Genomic DNA, 19,154 nt, shown 5'->3' with positions numbered 1-19,154 from the left:
GAGTGGGGGATCGTCGGGGATCTCGGGGAAGGCGAATAAGTCACGTGGGCCTACACGCTTGCGGAATTGACCATCAATCTTGAGGGTAGCCCGGAGGTGCCTGAGATCCAGGTGTTTGTCATCGAGGCCAAGGGCGACGATGTCAGTGACGCGGTCCTGACCGTCATCGACAAGGCCGTCAAGTTCCCGATCATCTTCGAGATCGTGCGACAGCGAGCGGGCAGTACTGAGGTGCGGATGGTGGCGGCCCACAAGCGGCTGGGCCGCGGCACCCCCAAGCTCAGCGGCTACTACTCGACCACGTGGCGGGCCGCGGAGGAGGCCAGGCAGCCCCTGCCGGTGGCGATCACGCTGCCGCCGCTGTATGCGGCGTTGCTGGCGCCCTTGGCCTCGCTTCCTGCCCGGCCAGGGGAGAGCATGGCAGAACTCGCCGACAGGCTGGCCGCGGTGCGGCAGCTGGAGCGGGAAGTGACCGCCTTGGAACGTCGATTGTTTCGGGAACAGCAGTTCAACCGTAAGGTTGAGCTCAGGCGGACGCTCAAGGCCAGGCAGCACGAGTTGGAGCAGTGGAGGTGACCATGGACAGACTTCGCCCGACCTCATCCAGGCGCGCCAGCGAGCACGTCGATAAGCTGGCCGAGCTGTTCCCGAACATCGTGACCGAGACCTTCGACGCCGAGGGAAAAGTTGTGCGCGCGATTGATTTCGACTCCCTGCGCCAAGAACTGTCCGATCGCGTGGTGGAGGGGCCGAAGGAACGGTATCGGCTGGACTGGCCGGGCAAGCGGAAGGCTGCGCTTGCCGCAAGCACACCGATTGCGAAGACACTGCGACCAGTGCGTGCGGAGTCGGTGGATTTCGACACGACGCGTAACCTGTTCATCGAAGGCGACAACCTGGAGGTACTCAAGCTGCTTCGGGAGTCGTACCTGGGCCGCGTGAAGCTCATCTACATCGACCCGCCGTACAACACCGGCAGGGACTTCATCTACGACGACGACTACGCCGAGACCGTTAGTGACTACCTGCAACGCTCCGGTCAGGTGGACGGCTTGGGCGGCCGGATGGTGGCCAACAGCGAGACCAGCGGTCGATATCACTCGGACTGGCTGAGCATGATGTATCCGCGGCTGAAGCTGGCCCGCAATCTGCTGAAGGACGACGGCGCCATCTTCATCTCCATCGACGACCACGAGGTGACGGGCCTGCGCTCCCTGTGCGACGAAGTCTTCGGGGCCCAGAACTTCGTGGCCCAGATCATCTGGCAGAAGGTCTACTCACCCAAGAACTCCGCCCAGTGGTTCTCCGAGGACCACGACTACATCCTCTGCTATGCCCGGAACAAGGCTTCGTGGCAGCCCAACCAGCTGCCCCGGACCCCCGAGATGGAGGCGCGCTACAAGAACCCGGACAATGATCCACGGGGGCCATGGAAACCAGTAGACATGACAGCCCGGAACGCTTATGGTGAGGGACTCTACTCAGTGGTTACGCCTTCCGGCAGGGTTATTGATGGGCCGCCCAGGGGACGCTACTGGGTGATGTCGGAGAACAAGCTCAAGGAGCTTGCTGCCGACAACCGGATCTGGTGGGGATCGGACGGGAACAACATCCCGGCTGTGAAACGATTCCTTTCCGAGGTGTCGGGCGGCCGGACCCCGCAAACCTTGTGGCCCTACCAGGAGGTGGGGCACACCCAGGATGCGAAGAAGGCGCTGCTGAAGTACGTCCCTTTTCAGCACACGGAGAACGTCCTCAACTCGGTGAAGCCGGTGCAGCTGATCCAGCGCATCCTTCAACTGGCGACCACGGTGGACGGCGAGGACATCGTGCTGGACTTCTTCAGCGGCAGCGGCACCACGGCCCATGCCGTCCTCCAGCAGAACCACGAGGATGGCGGCAACCGCCGCTTCGTGGCCGTGCAGGTGCATGAGCAACTGACTATGCCGGAGCCGGGGTTCAATTCGATTCTCGGCATGAGCATCACTCGGCTGAAGAACGTGGCCGCCGAGCTTGAGCAGAACGATGAAACGGGAGCCGCACTGGATTCGGGGTTCAGGCTGCTCACGGTCGACAGCAGCAACAGCCGCGATGTGCTACTGTCGCCCGACGCGACGAGTCAAGCCGAGTTGACCGGTCTGGAGACCAGCATCAAGCCGGACCGCACAGGTGAGGATCTCCTGTTCCAGGTGCTGCTGGACTGGGGGCTGGAACTGACGTTGCCGATCAGGAGGGAGGACCTCGATGGGTTCGAGGTGTACGACGTGGAGGAGGGCGCGCTGATGCTCTGTCTGCGACAGCGTAAGGTGACCAAATCTCTCTCTCTCTCTCTCTCTCTCTCTCTCTCTCTCTCTCTCTCTGGCGGCCGAGGCCGTCGCACGACGACGGCCGCTTCGCGCGGTGTTCCTCGACGCGGATTTCGTCGACGACGCGGAGCGCATCAACGTGGAGCAGATCTTCCAGGAGCTTTCGCCGCACACTGAGGTCAGGACCCTGTGAACCGGGTCGGCGCGCCATGGCGGGTGAGGCGTGATGGAGAAACGCATCATGCACTCGCCCGATCTGGTGGCCCGCAACGTCGAAAAGATCGCGGAGCTCTTCCCAACCGTGGTCACGGAAACCCGTGACAAGGACGGCAACGTGACCACCGCCATCGACTTCGACCTGTTGCGCCAGGAACTCTCCGACCACATCGTGGAAGGCCCACAAGAACGCTACCGGCTGGACTGGCCGGGCAAACGAGCCGCGGCTCTCGCCGCCAACGCCCCGATCGCCAAGACCCTGCGCCCGGTCCGAGAGGAGTCGGTGGACTTCGACACCACGAAGAACATCTTCATCGAAGGAGACAACCTCGATGCGCTGAAGCTCCTCCAGGAGTCCTACCTCGGCAAGGTCAAGCTCATCTACATCGACCCGCCCTACAACACAGGCAACGACTTCATCTATGAGGATGACTTTGCGGAGACGGTCGACGAGTACTTGGCTCGCTCGGGACAGGCCGATGAGCTGGGTGGGCGACTGGTGGCCAACAGCGAAGCAAGTGGTCGCTATCATTCAGACTGGCTCAGCATGATGTACCCACGCTTGAAGCTGGCGCGTTCGCTGCTTTCTGACCGGGGGGTTTTGTTTGTTTCAGTTGACGATCATGAACGAGATAACCTGAGGCGCTTGTTGGATGAAGTTTTCGGTGAAAAGGCTTTTGTGGGGGCAGTGGTTTGGAGGAAAAAGGCTTCTCCTGATGCTCGGTCCAGCATTGGTTCAGTGCATGACTACATTTTGTGTTATGTGCGCAATGGTGCGTATGTAAAAGAAGCCTTAGGCAGGATGTCGCTCAGCGCTGCGCGAGTTGCAGATTATGTTAACCATGATGATGATCCGAGGGGGCCGTGGGTTTCGGTTGATATGACTGGAATGACTGGTCGGGCAACCAAAGAACAGTACTTCGAGGTGAAGTTGCCTAGTGGGCGCGTGGTGGGTCCTCCTGCGGGGAGGGCGTGGGGAGTGTCAGAGGGGACTTTTCGATCTCTTCTTGAGGATGGGCGTATCTGGTTTGGGAAGAATGGGGATGGCGTGCCCAGAGTCAAGAAATTCTTGAGCGAGTCGAATGGTCAAGCGGTTCCAACTTACTGGGATTTTTCTGAGGTCGGAAGTAATGAAGAGGGCGCGGCCGAACTCAATGATTTGTTTGGCGCTCCGCATGTTTTCGATGCACCTAAGCCCACTCGCCTCATGCTTAGGATTCTTGAAATAGCTACTGCTCCTGCTCGAGGTGATATCGTGTTGGATTTCTTCGCGGGGTCTTCTTCGATGGGTGATGCTGTTTTCCGCGCCAATTTTAAAGATGGCGGAGATCGACGCTTTCTGATGGTTCAAATTCCTGGATCAGGTTCGGGCAAGTCGGGTGGTGTTGTGGGGAATCGTTCGCTTTCTTCGATTTCTCTCGAACGGCTCCGTAGGGCAGCTGCCAGATTGAAGGAGGGGAAGGTGGATCTGGGGTTCCGCTCTTTTCGAGTGGACTCCACTTCGATGCGACAAGTTTTTTGCTCTGGCGAAGAGGTGGGGCAAGCCGAGTTGACAGGTTTGGCTCCCAGCATCAAGCCTGATCGAACCGCCGAGGACTTGCTGTTCCAAGTGATCCTCGACTGGGGTTTGGAGCTCTCGCTGCCGATTACCCGGGACGAGGTGGACGGCCGGGAGGTATTCGACGTCGATGACGGAGCGCTGCTCGCCTGCTTCGAGGATGCGGTGACGCCGGAGGTGGTCCGGGCTATCGCGGAGCGGGGACCGCAGCGGGCGGTCTTCCGGGATGACGCTTTCGCTTCGGATGCGGCCCGGATCAACGCGGAGCAGGTCTTCCGTGAGCTGTCACCCGGCACCGAGGTGCGGACCATCTGAGATCATGGCTGTCATGACTGACCCCCTCACCGATCTGCTGGAGCGGCTGCTTGCTGGATGGGAGAACGAGGTCGTCGAGTTCAAGGAAGCCGCACGGCAGTTCTCCGTGGATCGAACCGGCGAGTACGTCTCCGCGCTGAGCAACGAGGCCAACCTGCGGGGGCTGAGCTCTGGATGGCTCGTCTTCGGGGTCTCGAACGACCGGCAGGTGCTGGGGACCACCCATCTGGTGGATGCCCAGCAGCGACAGGCCCTGAAGCAGCACATCCACCAGTCGATCGACCAAGGCCTCACCATTCGGGAGATTCACGAGGTCGTCCACGAGGGGCGCCGCGTCGTGATGATGGAGGTCCCCGCGGCTCCCCGAGGCATCCCGATCTCCTGGAAGGGCACCTATCGGGCCCGGGCGGGGGAGAGTCTCGTCCCGCTGTCCTTGGACAAGCTGGACGAGATCAGGCGGCAGACCATCGACGCTGACTGGACCGCCGTCGTCGTTCCCGAGGCGACGCTGCGGCACCTCGACCCGGCGGCCCTGGCGAGAGCACGCCAAGGGTTCGCGGAACGGCATGCCCCGCGCATCCCGGCCTCAGAGATCGAGGCGTGGGATGACGCCACCTTCCTGGCCAGGGCCAGACTCACCCGTGACGGACGCATCACCAAGGCCGCCCTGTTGCTGCTCGGTGCTGACACCTCCACACACCTGCTCACCCCGCATCCGGCCGAACTGACCTGGAAACTGGTGGGGGAGCAGCAGGCCTACGAGCATTTCCATCCGCCGTTCCTCCTGGCCGCCAGCGCGTTGGCCAGCCGCATCCGCAACGTCCAGCTGCGGCTCATGCCGCCCGATGAACTCATCTACCGGGAGGTCAGCAAGTACGACGAACGCAGCCTGCTGGAGGCACTGTACAACTGCATCGCGCATCAGGACTACACCCAGCGCGGCCGAATCCTCGTCACGGAGCACCCCGACAAGGTGGTCTTCAGCAGCCTCGGAAACTTCTACGACGGCAGCCCGGAGGACTACGTGCTCGGTGAACGCAGCCCGCAGCGTTACCGCAACCCGTTCCTCGTCGAGGCGATGACCGAGCTGAACCTCATTGACCACATGGGATACGGCATTCATCGGATGGCCCGGGACCAGATCCGTCGCTTCCTCCCGCTCCCGGATCACGACCTCAGCACACCGGGAGAGGTTCGGCTCACCATCCCCGGAGCGGTCATCGACACCGCCTTCAGCCAGCTGCTCATGGTGCGCACCGACCTGCCCTTGGAGGATGTGCTGGCACTGGATCGGGTGCAGAAGCGGCTGCCCATCAGCCCAGAAGCCATGACTCACCTCCGCAAAGCCAAGCTGGTCGAAGGGCGCAAACCTCACGTGCGGGTTTCGGGTGAGATCGCGAGTGCCAGTGGGCGGCTGGCGGACTACGTGCGCACGCGCCCACAGACGGATGCGCACTACGCGACCTTGGTCAGGGACTATCTGAAGCGCAATGGGAGTGCAACCCGCCAGGAGATCGACATGTTGCTGCTGCCACTGCTGCCTGAGGTGCTCTCCGTCAGGCAGAAGGAGGTCAAGGTCTCCAACCTGCTCGCCAAGCTTCGTCGCGAGGGCTCCATCGTCAACGCAGGCACTCGGGCCCAGCCGCGATGGAAGCTTTCATAAATCTGGTGGTGGACGGGTGCAAGGTATGAAAGGAAGAGGTCCCTTCGAGGAGGAAAACTCCTTGTCAGCGGGATTCAGGCTTTTTTAGAGTAGGGGGCGGTGCAGAAAGAAAGAGGTGTGATGAAGCTCCAGTTCAAGGTTCAGCAGTACCAGAGCGAGGCCGTCGATGCGGTCGTGGACGTTTTCGCGGGCCAGCCGAAGCACGACGGCATCTCTTACCGGATCGACCCCGGACGGGCAGCAGGTGCGCAGGGATCATTGCTGGAGATGGACGCGGGGCTGCGCAACGCTGAGATCGCCCTGTCAGAGGCCCAGCTGCTGGAAAACATCCACGCGGTGCAGCGCTCCCGGAACCTGCCGTTGTCCGCCGGGATGGTTTCCAGCAAGGCCGCTCCGGGCGCCCCGAACCTGGATGTCGAGATGGAAACCGGCACCGGCAAGACCTACGTCTACATCAAGACCATCATGGAGCTGCACAAGCGCTACGGCTGGTCGAAGTACATCGTCGTGGTGCCGTCGGTCGCCATCCGGGAGGGGGTGAAGAAGACTTTCGACGTGACCGCTGAGCACTTCCAACAGCACTACGGCACCAAGGCCCGCTCCTTCATCTACAACTCCTCCCAGCTGCACGAACTGGAGCGCTTCAGCTCGGATGCCGGGGTGCAGGTGATGATCATCAACATCCAGGCCTTCAATGCCACCGGCAAGGACCAGCGCCGCATCTACGACGAGCTCGATGACTTCCAGTCGCGTCGACCCATCGACGTCATCAGCGCCAACCGGCCTGTCGTCATCATCGACGAGCCGCAGAAGATCGGTGCGGACAAATCCCTCCAGGCCCTGGCGAGATTCAACGCTCTCCTGGCGCTGCGCTACTCGGCCACCCACAAGAAGGAGCACACCAAGGTCCACCGGTTGGACGCGGTGGATGCCTACAACCAGAAGTTGGTGAAGAAGATCGCGGTGCGCGGCATCGCCGTCAAAGGGCTGGTCGGAACCAACGCCTACCTCTACCTCGATGCGATTGAGGTTCGGAAGGGAGCCAAGCCGCGCGCCAGAGCGGAGATCGAGGTCCAGACCAAAACTGGCATCAAGCGGCAGACCAGATGGCTCGACCACGGCACCAACCTTCACGCGGCCTCCAACGGACTGGAAGCGTACAGGGGGCTCCTCGTCACCGACATTGACGCCACCCGGGACATTATCGAACTCAGCAACGGCGACGTCGTGGCCGCTGGTCAACTGGCCGACCGCGACGTCACCGAGGACGCCAAACGGCGCATCCAGATTCGGGAGGTGATCCGATCCCACCTGGCCAAAGAACGCGAACTGTTCAGCCAGGGCGTCAAGGTGCTCTCCCTGTTCTTCATCGACTCCGTGGCGAAGTACCGCGACTACAGCCGCGAGGACACGCTGGGCGACTACGCCCGGATGTTCGAGGAAGAATACGCCGCCATCCGCGGAGAGCTGCTCGACGAACTGCCTTATGAAGGACCTGCGGCACGATACCGGGCCTACCTGCAACGCGATGACGTGACGCAGGTGCACCGAGGCTACTTCTCCATCGACAAGAACAAACGCCTGATCGACGGCAAGGTCTCCGGACGCGGCGACGACAAGGGACAGTCCACGGACACAGAAGCCTACGACCTCATCCTCAGGGACAAGGAACGCCTGCTCTCCCTTGAGGAACCGGTGCGGTTCCTCTTCTCCCACTCGGCGTTGCGGGAGGGGTGGGACAATCCCAACGTCTTCGTTATGGGGATGCTGAAGAAGAGCGACAACACCATCTCCCGCCGCCAGGAGATCGGACGCGGGCTCAGACTTGCTGTGAATCAGCACGGCGAGCGCATGGACAACCCCGTCACGGTGCACGAGATCAATCAGCTCACCGTCGTCACCGACGAGTCCTACACCGACTTCGTGAAAGGCCTCCAGGAGGAGATCCGCGAATCGCTCACCGCTCGGCCGAGGCGAGCCAGCGACCAGTACTTCGAAGGCAAGACCATCCACACCCCTGGCGGGAAGCAGACCATTGACAAAACCCAGGCCAGAGCGCTGTACAAGTACCTGGTGCGCAACGACTATCTCAACGACGACGACACCATCTCCGAGGCCTACCGCCAGGCCAGGGAGAGCGGAACCCTCGCCGCGCCGACCTCAGAGGCGTTGAAGCCAATCATCGACTTCGTGTGGCCGCTCATTGACAGTCTCTACCTCGACCTGCCGGACTTCGCCGACGACCGCAAACCGAAGAAGATCCCGCTCAACGAGGCCAACTTCGCCCGCAAGGAGTTCCAGGAGCTGTGGGCGAGGATCAACCACAAGGCCGTATACCAGGTGGAGTTCGACTCCGCGGAGCTGATCCGGAAAGCCGTCCACCATCTGAACCGGCACCTCCACGTCGCGCCCTTGCAGTACGTCGTCCAGGCGGGAGAGCAGCGCGAGCAGCTGGGGGTCGAGGATCTCGCGCAGGGCACAGGATTTTCCGTGCAGAACACCCGCACTCACACCGAGACCGTCAGCGCAGGCTCCCAGGTGAAGTACGACCTGCTGGGTGAGATCAGCGCGAAGACCCAATTGCTCCGACGCACCGTCGCCGCCATCCTTACCGAAATCATGCCGTGTACCTTCGCGAAGTTCCGGCAGAACCCCGAACAATTCATCACGGAGGCCGCCCGGCTCATCAACGAGCAGAAGGCGACGGTCATCGTCGAGCATCTCACCTACGACGCCCTCGAAGAGCGCTTCGACTCGGCAATCTTCACGGAGAACCAGACCGCCCAGGATTTCACCAAGGCCGGGGAAAAGTTGCGCAAACACATCTACGACTACGTGATCACCGACTCGACGACGGAGCGTGATTTCGTCACAGAACTGGACAGCAGCCATGAGGTGGCGGTCTACGCCAAGCTTCCGCGCGGCTTCTTCATCCCAACCCCGGTGGGGGACTACAACCCCGACTGGGCTATCGCCTTCACCGACGGAAGCGTCAAACACGTGTACTTCGTCGCCGAAACCAAAGGCTCCCTGTCGACCCTGCAGCTCAGAGGGATCGAGGACGCCAAGATCGAGTGTGCGCGCAGGTTCTTCCGCTCCCTCAGCGCCAAGAACGGCGAGAACGTGAAGTACGACGTTGTGAGCAGCTACACCGAACTCATGCAGCTCGTCACCGCGTAGCGCCCCGGCCGGAAACCGGGCCGCCCCGAGGCCGTCGCGTCGCAGCCCGACACGGTTTCCGCAGCCGTCCCGGTCAGGGCACCCGGTGCACTTTGTGCTTGGCCTGGGCCTGCGGCCGCAGGGTCAGCTGGTCGATGCTGACGTGGGGCGGGCGGGTGGCCATGAACGAGATCACGCTCGCCACGTCGTCGGCCGTCAGCGGCTGCGCCACCCCGGCGTACACCGCGTCGGCGCGGGCGCGGTCGCCGCCGAAGCGCTGCAGCGAGAACTCCTCGGTGGCCACCATCCCCGGGCAGATCTCCATCACGCGCACCTGCTGGTCGTAGAGCTCCAGGCGCATCGACTCCACCAGCGCGCGCTCCGCCGCCTTGACGCCGCAGTAGCCCGCGCCGCCCTCGTAGCCCGCCTCCGCGGCGACGGAGGTGACGAAGATGATGGCGCCTCCGGCTGCTTTAAGCGCCGGGAACAGCGCCTTCGTCACCCGGGTAGTGCCGAGCACGTTCACGTCGTACATCCACTGCCACGCCTTGAGGTCGGCCTCGACGACGGGCTCCAGCCCGCGCGCGCCGCCGGCGTTGTTGACGAGGACATCGACGCTCGGGCCGGCCAGTTCCGCCAGGCGTGCGACATCGTCGGGATCCGTGATGTCGCAGGGGGCGGCGACGCCGCCGATCTCGCGCGCGAGCGCCTCCACCCGGTCCACGCGGCGCGCCGCGCACACGACACGGAACCCGTCGGCGGCCAACTGGCGGGCGGTGGCTTCCCCGATGCCGATGCTGGCGCCGGTCACAACAGCTGTCTTCATGCCCCCAGCCTACTTCCGGCGTCGGCCCGACGTGGTGTGTGGCGAGCGGGAAAGGAAAGCTGCCCCGGCCGGGGCCGAGGCAGCTTTCGTCGGTTGGTTAGTGGTCGGGAATCAGGCGCCGGTCTTGGGCAGCTTCGGCTTGGGCTTGGCCCCAGGCTTGTCGGGTGCAGGTGCAGGTGCAGGCTTGGGCGCGGGTTTCGCCGGGGCGTCCGGCCACACGTCGTCGGCAAACACCGGCTTGCCGTTGATGACGAGGCGCCAGTTGCGCACGAAGAAGTCGGCGCTGTTGATGCGCTTCTTGGCGATCGCCCAGTCGATCAGCTCCTGGCGAATCTCCAGCAGGTCGTTGTACACCACGGGCGCGGTGCTGACGTGCGGGAAGTTGCCGCCGCCGCTGCGCCGGTAGTTGTTGATGGCCACCACGAACTCCTGGTCGTCGGCGACGGGGGTGCCGTCGGGCATCTGGAGGGTGATGATGCGCTGCCCCACGGGCTTGGCGAGGTCGATCTCGTAGCGCAGCCCCGAGATGATGTCGTAGTGGTAGTCGCGCACGGGTTCGCCGCCGCGCTCCACGCCCGTCATGGTTTCGGGATCGAACGCGGCACCTGGCGGGAGGTCGGCGAAGTACTTCGCCGAGTACTCCAGGAAGTCGCGCACCTGGCTTCCGGTGAGTTTCACGGCCTCCAGGGTGTTGTCGTAGATGTACAGGCCCGCCATGTCACGGATGGTGACGTCGCCCTTGGGGAAGATGGCGGTGCGGCTGAAGGGCGCGGCCAGGCTGAGCACGGGCAGGTTCGCGTGCTCGGTGGTGGCGAGCGCCTTCTGCACGGTGGCGGTCTGCACCATCTGGATGTAGTCAATGATTGGGGTGTCGCGGTAGCGCGACTCGGTCGCGGGCAGCTCCTCGTCGGAGGTGGCGATCTTCGTGTTCACATGGCTGATGGTCTTCTCGTGGGCGTCCTTCGTGGCCGCGCTCACGGCTGGGTCGGCGTCGAAGTCCTTCGAGTAGTGCGCCTTCGCACCCGACTTGGTCAGCTGCCAGCCGCCGTCGTTTCTGGTGAGCTCGAAGCGCAGGTCGACGATACCGGAGCCCCAGTAGCGGGCCTGCGAGATCAGCACTTTCTTGCCGGTGGTTTCGTTGGTTTCCCAATGCTCGGGCGCGTCCTTGTGGGTGTGGCCGATGACGATGGCGTCAATGCCGGGCACCTTGCGGGCTATGTCGTCGGCCGGGTTCTCGGGAGGCAGACCGCCGACGCTCGACACCCCGATGCCGGCGTGGCTGAGCACCACCACGAGGTCGGCCCCGGCGGCGCGCACCTGCGGCACGAACTTCTGCGCGGAGGCGACCATGTCCTCGATGCGTACGACGCCTTCGAGGTGGGCCCTGTCCCACACCATCGAGCCGGGCGTGGTGAGCCCCAGGAAGCCGACGGTGACCTCCTTGCCGTCGATGGTTCGCTTCTCCAGGTGGTAAGGCTGGTAGGCGGGCAGCCCGGTGGACAGCTTGGTGACGTTCGCGCCCAGCAGCGGAGCGTCGAGCTGCTCCTCGTACTTGGCCAGGAAGTCGAGGCCGTAGTTGAACTCGTGGTTGCCGACGTTGGCCGCGTCGTAGCCGATGGTGTTGAGCGCCTTCGCCATCGGGTGGGTCTCCCCGGTGGTGGTGATGGGCGCGGTCTTGGCGTAGTAGGTGGCCAGGGGGCTGCCCTGGATGGTGTCGCCGTTGTCCACGACGATCACCTTCTCCGCGCCGCGCTCCGCCCGGATCTGGTTGATTGCGGACGCGGCGTGCGCGACGCCGATCCGGTTGCCGGTCTTGTCGCTGTACGGCTTGTCGCGGAAGTAGTCCCAGTTGAAGATATTGCCGTGCAGGTCGGTGGTGGCCAGCACCGTGACCTCGACGGTGTCGTCCGCGTGGGCCTGCGGGCTGCCGAGCGCGCCCAGCCCGAGGACCAGGGCAGCTGCCAGAGCAATGCTTCTGCGCATCAAGGCTCCTTTTGGATTGAGTGTTCTGCTCCAGCCTAAACAGAAAACGCTTGTAGCGCTCACCTTTTGCCCCGACGATGGCTCGGGGAAAGCGAGGGCCGCCCCATCGGTGCGCGGCGGCGACGGGACGGCCCTCGACTCGTTGGTCTACTTGCCCTGGTTGGCGACTGCCTGGATGGCGGTGGCAGCGGCCTCCGGGTCGAGGTAGCGTCCGCCCTTGGTCACGGGCTTGAAGTCGTCGTCGAGTTCGTAGAACAGCGGGATGCCGGTGGGGATGTTGAGCCCGGCGATGTCCTCGTCGGAGATGTCGTCGAGGTGCTTCACGAGCGCGCGCAGCGAGTTGCCGTGGGCGGCTACCAACACGGTCTGCCCGGTGGCGAGGTCGGGTTTGATGTCCGACTCCCAGTAGGGCAACATGCGCGCGACAACGTCCTTCAAGCACTCGGTCAGCGGGCGCTCATCCTCCGGGATGTCGGCGTAGCGGGGATCGGCGAATTGGGAGAACTCGTTGTCGACGTCAATCAGCGGCGGGGGGACATCGTAGCTGCGGCGCCACAACATAAACTGCTCGTCGCCGAACTGCTCGCGGATCTCGGTCTTGTTGAGTCCTTGAAGCTTGCCGTAGTGACGCTCATTCAGGCGCCAGGAACGCTTCACGGGGATCCAGTGCCGGTCGCAGTTGTCGAGCGCGATGTTCGCGGTGTTGATTGCGCGGCGCAGCAGTGAGGTGTGCACGACATCGGGCAGCAGCCCTTCTTCCACAAGTAGTTGGCCGCCGCGCTTTGCTTCGGCGAGGCCCTTCTCGTTCAGGTCTACGTCCACCCAGCCGGTGAACAGGTTCTTGGCATTCCACTGGCTCTCGCCGTGGCGGAGCAGGATCAGCTTGTAAGTCATGGTCAAAGACTAGCCGGGGCCATGGTGCCGATGATGGGCAGGGGCGAGACAAACCGACGACACCCCGCACCGCCCGGGCCCGCGAACAGGCCTGGGCGGTGGCTGGTTCGGACCCGGGACGGTTTTCCCGGCCGGGCGCGGCTACTTGGTGGCCTCGGCCCAGACGTCCTTGAAATCCTGGTGGTCGTTGGCGTAGACGGGCACGTCGAACTTGATGTCGCCGGTGCTGAGCTTGAGTTCCAGCGTCGCCAGGTGGCCGGCGGACAGGTTGGGGTCCGAAACCTGCACCGGGACCTCCTCGAAGCGCAAGGCCTTGCCGGGGCGCAATTCCTTGGATACCTCGACGATCTGCGGCTGGCCCTTCGATCCGTCGGGCTTCTCCGGCGTGTAGTGCAGGGCCTGGAGCTGGGTGCCGTCGACGGTGGTGAGTGTGCCGATCAGCACGCCCTTGCCCTTGTCATCGACGACGAACAGTACGTTGCGCGCTTTGTCGCGCGAAGGGAGCTCGGCCTGGGATCCGGCCGCCGGGGGTGCCTGGGGAACCCAGCCGGAGGCGGTGCAGCCGGTGAGCGCCAGCGCTGCGGCGACGATACCTGCGGCGGTGGCCTTGCGAATGCGTGCGGACATGATGAACCCTTCGAAGTGGTGTACGGGCGCCATCCTAACGAATAACTACGCTGTCGGTGGTGTGATCGTGAGCGAGGCGCTACGCGAAGACTCGCATATGAGACCGTTGTGGGGCAATCCTGCCCGCCGCCTGGCCGAGCCAACGGGGGGCGGCCCTGAATGGGCGGAGCAGGAGCCGGCCGGAAAACCTGCTAGAATTGGGGCAGAAAGGGGTCTGTATAGTATGACTTTCTCCATCGGTGAAACGGTGGTCTACCCGAACCACGGTACGGCCGTCATCGAAGACATTGAAAACCGCACCATCAAGGGCGAGGAGCGACTCTACCTCGTGCTGCGCATCATCGGCCAAAACGATTTGGTGGTGCGCGTCCCCGCCTGCAACCTCGATCTCGTTGGCGTCCGTGACGTGGTGGACCAAGACGGGCTGGAGCGCGTGTTCGACATCCTCCGGGCAGAGCACACTGAGGAGCCCTCGAACTGGTCTCGCCGGTTCAAGGCGAACATGGAAAAGCTGCACTCCGGCAACGTCATCAAGGTGGCCGAGGTCGTGCGCGACCTGTGGCGTCGCGACCGCGACAAGGGCCTATCGGCGGGTGAGAAGCGCATGCTCACCAAGGCACGCGGCATCCTCGTCGCTGAGATGGCGCTTGCCGAGAAGGTCGACGACGCTCGGGCCGAGCAGCTGCTCGACGAAGTGCTCGCCTCCTGACAGTGACCACACCTAGCAAGCCGGTCGCCGCCATCGTGGTGGCGGCCGGTTCTGGTTCCCGGCTCGGGCACGAGCTGCCGAAGGCGCTGGTGCCGCTGGGAGGCATTCCGCTGGTGGTGCGCGCGGTGCAGGCGATGCGCGACGGCGGTGCGGTCCGCGTGGTCGTCGTCGCCCCGGCTGCTGAGTTCGACGCCTTTGCCGAACTCTTCGCTGGGCGTCCCGAGGTGACGGTGGTCGTCGGCGGGGCGGAGCGCGACGAGTCGGTGCGCAGGGGGTTGGCCGTCGTCGGGGATTCGCCGATTGTTCTGGTGCACGATGCCGCGCGGCCGCTGGTGCCGAAGCAGGTGGTGGCGGAGGTGATCGCGGCCGTGCAGGGCGGCGCCTCGGCCGTCGTTCCTGTGCTGCTGGTGGCGGATTCGGTGCGTCGGGTGACGGGCGCGGGAAGCGTGGCGGTGCGCCGCGACGAGTTGCGGGCGGTGCAGACCCCCCAGGGCTTCGACCTGGACACGCTGCGCGCCGCACATGCTTGGGTGGCGGCATCGGGTCTGCCGGTGACCGACGACGCATCCGCCTGCGAGGCCTGCGGGGTGCCAGTGGTCCTGGTCCCCGGGCACCGGGAGGCGATGAAGATCACTGAGCCATTCGACTTGGCGGTGGCTGAAGCAGTTCTGGCTGGGAAGGGTTGACGAATGTTGATTGGGATCGGCACCGACGTCCACCGGCTGGTGGCCGGCGGACAGATGTGGCTCGCCGGGCTGCATTTCCCCGACGAGCCGATGGGCTTGGAGGGGCACTCGGATGGAGACGCGGCCGCTCACGCGGCGTGTGATGCGCTGTTCTCGGCCGCCGGCCTGGGAGACATGGGCAGCAACTTCGGCACCAGCGACCCCGAGTGGGCCAACGCCTCCGGGGTACGATTCCTGACCGAGACCGCGCGCCGGGTGCGGGAGGCCGGGTTCGAGATCGGTAACGTCGCTGTCCAGGTGATCGGCAACCGGCCTAAGATGGCGGGCCGCCGCGTCGAGGCCCAGCAGGTGCTGAGTGAGGCCCTCGGCGCGCGGGTGACAGTGTCTGCCACCACCACCGACGGGCTCGGGCTGACCGGTCGCGGTGAAGGCGTGGCGGCCATCGCGGTGGCATCATTGGTGCAGAAAGCGTGATGAGTCTTAGAGGTTCGTGCGGGCGGGAGGTGCCGTGAGCAATAGTCCTATGGGAGGCGGCTGGGGTGCGCAGTCGGGTGGGCGGCCGCAGCCGCCGAATCGCCCCGTCGCGCCGCAGCCCCAGCAGGTGAACTATCCAACGAACCCCACCTATCTGCCTACAAGCTATGCCAAGTCGCCGGACCCGGGTGGCAAACCCGGCTGGGTTGTTGGGATGGTGGTCGCGGTGCTGGTGGTATTGGGCGGTGTCGGTGGCTGGTTCGCCTGGGTCAATCTTGCGCGGCCCGCACCTACGGAAGTGCCCCAAAGCGGTTCGCCGGAGCCGGTTCACACGACGGAGCCTCCCGGCCCGGCTCCGGCTCCTCCGGTGGGCGTCAAGTCGGTGCCGGTGCCGGACGCGCTGCCGCAGACCGTGGGGGACTGGACGCTGTTGCGGGGAATCAGCACCGTCTACGCCAACGATGCGGGGGAATACGTCAACGTCGAAGCATACGAGGCCAAGCCCGGCTGGGAGGGGTCCTTCAAGTTGGGGCTGAAAGACATCGCGAACCTTGCCACAGGTTTCTGCGGCGGCGATGATCTGCGTTACCACTGCTACATGGCAGACCCGAAAGGAAACTCGCTGGTGATACAGCTCTCCAGCGTCGACGCGGCCCCCGAAAAGGTCCGTTCTCTCGCGGAAACCGTTGAGAAGGGATGACTTCTGGCCCCCGCACCTGTTGCATTCAACAACCCGGGCGGGGCAAGGGGAAAGCGTCGAACCGGATAATCTAGCTGGTGGAGTTTCCACTGTCTGAAGCTTCCACTGTTTGAAAGCGAGTCAACGAATGAATGGACCTTCTTACGGCGCCCCGGGCGGATTCCCCCCAGGCGGACAGCAGCCGGGCGGCTACCCACAGCAGGGGGGATACCCGCCGGGCGGGGCGCAGCCGGGCCAACATCCCGGGAACTATGCCCAGCCGGGCGGGTATCCGCAGCAGCCCGGGCCTGGCGGGCAGGGCCAGTGGGGAGCGCAGCCGGGCGGCTGGGCGCCGAACGTCCCCGGCCAACCAGGCCCGATGGTGCCGAACCAGCCGGAAAAAAGCGGGCCTCCGCTGTGGATCATCATCACGATCATCGCGCTGGTCATCGCGATCATTGTCGTGGTCATCTGGGGATTCATCCTTTAGAGGTGCCGCAGCGCGGATAAGGTTCAACGGCCCGGAGCCTGTAGTCTGGACGCCGTTGACATTCTTCGTTGCCTAGGAGGGAACACATGAGCACACCGCACAGCGGTGGCCACGCCGGCCCGGACTTTACCCAGGGTCATCCGGGCGCGCATCCTTACAACTGGGGGAACGCCGGGGCTGGCGGCTACCAGCCTCCTGCGGCCGGGTACAACCCGCAGTCGCAGGGCAACCCATACCCCCCGCAGGGCAGCCCATACCCGCCGCAGGGAGGCCCGTATCCGCCGCAGGGAGGCCCGTACCCGCCGCAGGGTGGTCAGACCCCACCAGCGAACAAGACTCCGGTGGCTCTCATCGCCGTGGTGGTGGTCTTGGTGGTGGCAATCATCGGTGTCGCCGTGTGGGGCATCTTCTTCCGTGGCTCCGGTCAGGCTGCTGCTCCGGCGCCCGCAGCTCCGGCCACCTCAAAGGCGGCGGACAACAGCGACGGAAGGCAACCCGAGGAGACGAAGGAGTCTGAGGCGGCTGGAGGAGCTAGCCAAGACAACAGGCCCCCCGATCCCTCCCCAAGTTTTGGCCTTGAGAATCCGTTCACCGGAGAGACATACGAGCCGGAACCCCCGGAAGACGTCCCTGACTCTCTGATGGCTCCTGTGCGAGAGGGCCAATTCGGGGAGTGCGTTTTCGAACACAAAAGGGCTTCGCCGAGCAAGCTTGGGGCGTGCGTTCCTATGAAGATCGCTGACTGGCCGCTCCTCACCGCAGTCATGGGTGGACAGCGTCTGTACACATACGATCTGGGAAACGCGGAGGGTGTTGGGATTTCCGACATCGGTGCCGCAGAGACCAGGTTGCTGACGTTCATGGGAATGAAAGAGGTAGAGCCGGGGATCTTTTGCGCGGACGACCAGTCCTCCTGCGCCGCTGCCCTGGGTAAGTTCCCTGAACGATGGGTCATGACGTTCAAGTCGGCCGGCGTCGGGAATGACCAGCAGATGACCGTCCTCCGGGCCATCCGAGATCACAAGTAACCGTAATGCGGTGTGGGGGCGGACATGTCCGCCCCCACACCGCATTCCAGCGCCCAAACCTTAGATTTCGAACCCCGGGTACAGCGGGTGGGCGGCCAACAGCCGCTCAGCCTCGGCCAAGGAACGCTCCTTGGCGTCGGTAGACAGCTCATACTTCGCCTTGCTCGGCTTTCCCTCGCTGGTCGTGGTTGGCTTGGCCGATCGGAGCACACCGGCGATCATGTCAGCGACCGAGTCCATGTCGGACGTGGTGAAGCCGCGCGATGTCAGTGCTGGGGTGCCCAGGCGCACACCGGTGGTGTACCAGGCCCCGTTGGGATCGTTGGGCACCGAGTTGCGGTTCGTGACGATCCCCGACTCCAGCAGCGCCGCCTCGGCCTGCCGACCGGTCAGACCGAAGTCGCGCACATCCAACAACACGATGTGGTTGTCAGTTCCGCCCGTCACCAGCCGCACACCGCGCGACAGCAGCCCCTCGGCCAACGCCTTGGCGTTGTCGGCGACATTCTGTGCATAGTCGCGGAAGGCTTGGGTGCGGGCCTCAGCAAGCGCCACGGCCTTCGCGGCCATGACATGCGACAGCGGCCCGCCCAGCACCAGCGGGCAGCCGCGATCCACGTCAGCGGCGTACTCCTTCTTTGCCAGGATGAGGCCACCGCGCGGGCCGCGCAGCGACTTGTGGGTGGTGGACGTCACGACGTGCGCGTGCGGCACAGGATCCTCGTCGCCAGTGAATACCTTGCCGGCAACCAGCCCGGCGAAGTGAGCCATGTCTACCATCAGCACGGCCCCGACAGAGTCCGCGATCTCCCGCATCTTCGCGAAGTTCACCCGCCGCGGGTAGGCGGAGTAGCCGGCGACGAGCACCAGCGGACGGAACTCCGCCACCTGGCGCGCCACCGCGTCGTAGTCAAGCAGCTGGGTCTCGGGGTCGGTACCGTAGGCACGCTGATGGAACATCTTGCCCGAGACGTTCGGGCGGAAGCCGTGCGTCAGGTGACCGCCAGCGTCGAGGCTCATCCCCATCAGCCGCTGCTCACCGAACTTGCGGCGCAGGTTTTCCCAGTCTGCCTCGCTGAGGTCGTTCACCGTCTTGGCGCCCAACTCCGCGAGGGAAGGCCCCTCAATGTGGTGGGCCAGGATTGCCCAGTAGGCCGTCACGTTCGCGTCGATACCGGAGTGGGGCTGCACGTAGGCGTAGTCGGCGCCGAACAACTGACGAGCATGCTCCGCCGCGACAGCCTCCACGGTGTCAACATTCTGACAGCCCGCATAGAACCGGTGCCCCACCGTGCCTTCAGCGTACTTGTCACTCAGCCAGGTACCCATCGCGGCAAGCACCGGAAGGCTGGCGTAGTTCTCGCTCGCGATGAGCTTCAGGGAGGCGCGCTGGTCGGCCAGCTCGTTTCGGGTTGCTTCGGCGATCCGCGGCTCCACCTGCTCGATCAAGCCAAGCAGGGTGCGGTAAGCCTCGGACACAGTGGTGAGATCGCTCACTTTTCTCCTTCAAAGGGCTTGTGGATGTGTCCAAATCTATCCCT

General features: G+C 64.2%; 15 protein-coding genes and 1 pseudogene. 11 read left to right on the top strand and 5 right to left on the bottom strand.

Features of this window, described 5'->3' with window-relative positions; translation table 11 throughout:
* Window positions 1–51: 51 nt before the first annotated feature.
* From EII42_RS05915 to EII42_RS05895, 5 genes and pseudogenes are all read left to right on the top strand, one after another.
* Window positions 52–576 (top strand): annotated as a pseudogene (locus EII42_RS05915) (DUF4391 domain-containing protein); the annotation flags it as partial.
* Between the two features lie 2 nt (window positions 577–578).
* A complete protein-coding gene (locus EII42_RS05910; RefSeq protein WP_199729808.1) occupies window positions 579–2,483 on the top strand; it encodes a site-specific DNA-methyltransferase in 1,905 nt (634 codons plus the stop codon).
* Between the two features lie 49 nt (window positions 2,484–2,532).
* Entirely contained in the window at window positions 2,533–4,395 is a 1,863-nt protein-coding gene (locus tag EII42_RS05905; RefSeq protein ID WP_125171191.1) for a site-specific DNA-methyltransferase, read from the top strand.
* A 13-nt stretch (window positions 4,396–4,408) separates the two neighbouring features.
* Complete coding sequence (locus tag EII42_RS05900; protein WP_233558292.1) at window positions 4,409–6,058, top strand: RNA-binding domain-containing protein; 1,650 nt, start codon at window positions 4,409–4,411, stop codon at window positions 6,056–6,058.
* A 99-nt stretch (window positions 6,059–6,157) separates the two neighbouring features.
* Window positions 6,158–9,238, top strand: coding sequence for a type III restriction-modification system endonuclease (locus EII42_RS05895; RefSeq protein ID WP_233558291.1), 3,081 nt, complete (start codon window positions 6,158–6,160; stop codon window positions 9,236–9,238).
* A 73-nt stretch (window positions 9,239–9,311) separates the two neighbouring features.
* On the opposite strand, the gene EII42_RS05890 is transcribed toward EII42_RS05895, so the two are convergent.
* The 4 genes from EII42_RS05890 to EII42_RS05875 all read right to left on the bottom strand — a co-directional run bounded on the left by EII42_RS05890 (window position 9,312) and on the right by EII42_RS05875 (window position 13,547).
* Window positions 9,312–10,043 (bottom strand): SDR family oxidoreductase, encoded by a 732-nt coding sequence (locus EII42_RS05890; RefSeq protein WP_125171189.1) that lies wholly within the window; start codon window positions 10,041–10,043, stop codon window positions 9,312–9,314.
* Between the two features lie 111 nt (window positions 10,044–10,154).
* Window positions 10,155–12,026, bottom strand: a complete 1,872-nt coding sequence (locus tag EII42_RS05885) for a bifunctional UDP-sugar hydrolase/5'-nucleotidase (protein ID WP_125171188.1) — start codon at window positions 12,024–12,026, stop codon at window positions 10,155–10,157.
* 147 nt (window positions 12,027–12,173) lie between these two features.
* A complete protein-coding gene (locus EII42_RS05880) occupies window positions 12,174–12,920 on the bottom strand; it encodes a phosphoglyceromutase (RefSeq protein ID WP_125171187.1) in 747 nt (248 codons plus the stop codon).
* Between the two features lie 141 nt (window positions 12,921–13,061).
* Window positions 13,062–13,547 (bottom strand): hypothetical protein, encoded by a 486-nt coding sequence (locus EII42_RS05875; protein WP_125171186.1) that lies wholly within the window; start codon window positions 13,545–13,547, stop codon window positions 13,062–13,064.
* Window positions 13,548–13,770: 223 nt separating this feature from the next.
* Here EII42_RS05875 and EII42_RS05870 point away from each other — a divergent pair, with 223 nt between their 5' ends.
* The 6 genes from EII42_RS05870 to EII42_RS05845 all read left to right on the top strand — a co-directional run bounded on the left by EII42_RS05870 (window position 13,771) and on the right by EII42_RS05845 (window position 17,613).
* Window positions 13,771–14,256: a CarD family transcriptional regulator gene (locus EII42_RS05870; protein ID WP_125171185.1), complete on the top strand. Its 486-nt coding sequence runs from the start codon at window positions 13,771–13,773 to the stop codon at window positions 14,254–14,256.
* A gap of 2 nt (window positions 14,257–14,258) precedes the next feature.
* A complete protein-coding gene (gene ispD, locus EII42_RS05865) occupies window positions 14,259–14,942 on the top strand; it encodes a 2-C-methyl-D-erythritol 4-phosphate cytidylyltransferase (RefSeq protein WP_125171184.1) in 684 nt (227 codons plus the stop codon).
* Window positions 14,943–14,945: 3 nt separating this feature from the next.
* Window positions 14,946–15,416, top strand: coding sequence for a 2-C-methyl-D-erythritol 2,4-cyclodiphosphate synthase (gene ispF, locus EII42_RS05860; protein ID WP_125171183.1), 471 nt, complete (start codon window positions 14,946–14,948; stop codon window positions 15,414–15,416).
* A 34-nt stretch (window positions 15,417–15,450) separates the two neighbouring features.
* The gene (locus EII42_RS05855) at window positions 15,451–16,116 is read left to right on the top strand and encodes a hypothetical protein (RefSeq protein WP_125171182.1); all 666 of its coding nucleotides are present in this window, start codon (window positions 15,451–15,453) and stop codon (window positions 16,114–16,116) included.
* Between the two features lie 127 nt (window positions 16,117–16,243).
* Complete coding sequence (locus tag EII42_RS05850; RefSeq protein WP_125171181.1) at window positions 16,244–16,585, top strand: hypothetical protein; 342 nt, start codon at window positions 16,244–16,246, stop codon at window positions 16,583–16,585.
* 86 nt (window positions 16,586–16,671) lie between these two features.
* Window positions 16,672–17,613 carry a hypothetical protein gene (locus EII42_RS05845; RefSeq protein ID WP_125171180.1) on the top strand — a complete coding sequence of 314 codons (942 nt, stop codon included), beginning with the start codon at window positions 16,672–16,674 and terminating at the stop codon, window positions 17,611–17,613.
* A gap of 60 nt (window positions 17,614–17,673) precedes the next feature.
* On the opposite strand, the gene EII42_RS05840 is transcribed toward EII42_RS05845, so the two are convergent.
* Entirely contained in the window at window positions 17,674–19,110 is a 1,437-nt protein-coding gene (locus EII42_RS05840) for a glycine hydroxymethyltransferase (protein WP_125171179.1), read from the bottom strand.
* Window positions 19,111–19,154: the final 44 nt, after the last annotated feature.

Source organism: Tessaracoccus sp. OH4464_COT-324 (assembly GCF_003932855.1).
Classification (GTDB): domain Bacteria; phylum Actinomycetota; class Actinomycetes; order Propionibacteriales; family Propionibacteriaceae; genus Arachnia.
The sequence above is the reverse complement of the archived record's forward strand: the minus strand, read 5'-3'. Positions and strand labels throughout refer to the sequence as shown.

Bases quoted from the DNA above. Each gene is read 5' to 3' on its own strand.
- EII42_RS05910 (WP_199729808.1), top strand. From the start codon at position 579: ATGGACAGACTTCGCCCGACCTCATCCAGGCGCGCCAGCGAGCACGTC.
- EII42_RS05905 (WP_125171191.1), top strand. From the start codon at position 2,533: ATGGAGAAACGCATCATGCACTCGCCCGATCTGGTGGCCCGCAACGTC.
- EII42_RS05900 (WP_233558292.1), top strand. From the start codon at position 4,409: ATGACTGACCCCCTCACCGATCTGCTGGAGCGGCTGCTTGCTGGATGG.
- EII42_RS05890 (WP_125171189.1), bottom strand. From the start codon at position 10,043: ATGAAGACAGCTGTTGTGACCGGCGCCAGCATCGGCATCGGGGAAGCC.
- EII42_RS05885 (WP_125171188.1), bottom strand. From the start codon at position 12,026: ATGCGCAGAAGCATTGCTCTGGCAGCTGCCCTGGTCCTCGGGCTGGGC.
- EII42_RS05880 (WP_125171187.1), bottom strand. From the start codon at position 12,920: ATGACTTACAAGCTGATCCTGCTCCGCCACGGCGAGAGCCAGTGGAAT.
- EII42_RS05875 (WP_125171186.1), bottom strand. From the start codon at position 13,547: ATGTCCGCACGCATTCGCAAGGCCACCGCCGCAGGTATCGTCGCCGCA.
- EII42_RS05870 (WP_125171185.1), top strand. From the start codon at position 13,771: ATGACTTTCTCCATCGGTGAAACGGTGGTCTACCCGAACCACGGTACG.
- ispF (WP_125171183.1), top strand. From the start codon at position 14,946: ATGTTGATTGGGATCGGCACCGACGTCCACCGGCTGGTGGCCGGCGGA.
- EII42_RS05850 (WP_125171181.1), top strand. From the start codon at position 16,244: ATGAATGGACCTTCTTACGGCGCCCCGGGCGGATTCCCCCCAGGCGGA.
- EII42_RS05845 (WP_125171180.1), top strand. From the start codon at position 16,672: ATGAGCACACCGCACAGCGGTGGCCACGCCGGCCCGGACTTTACCCAG.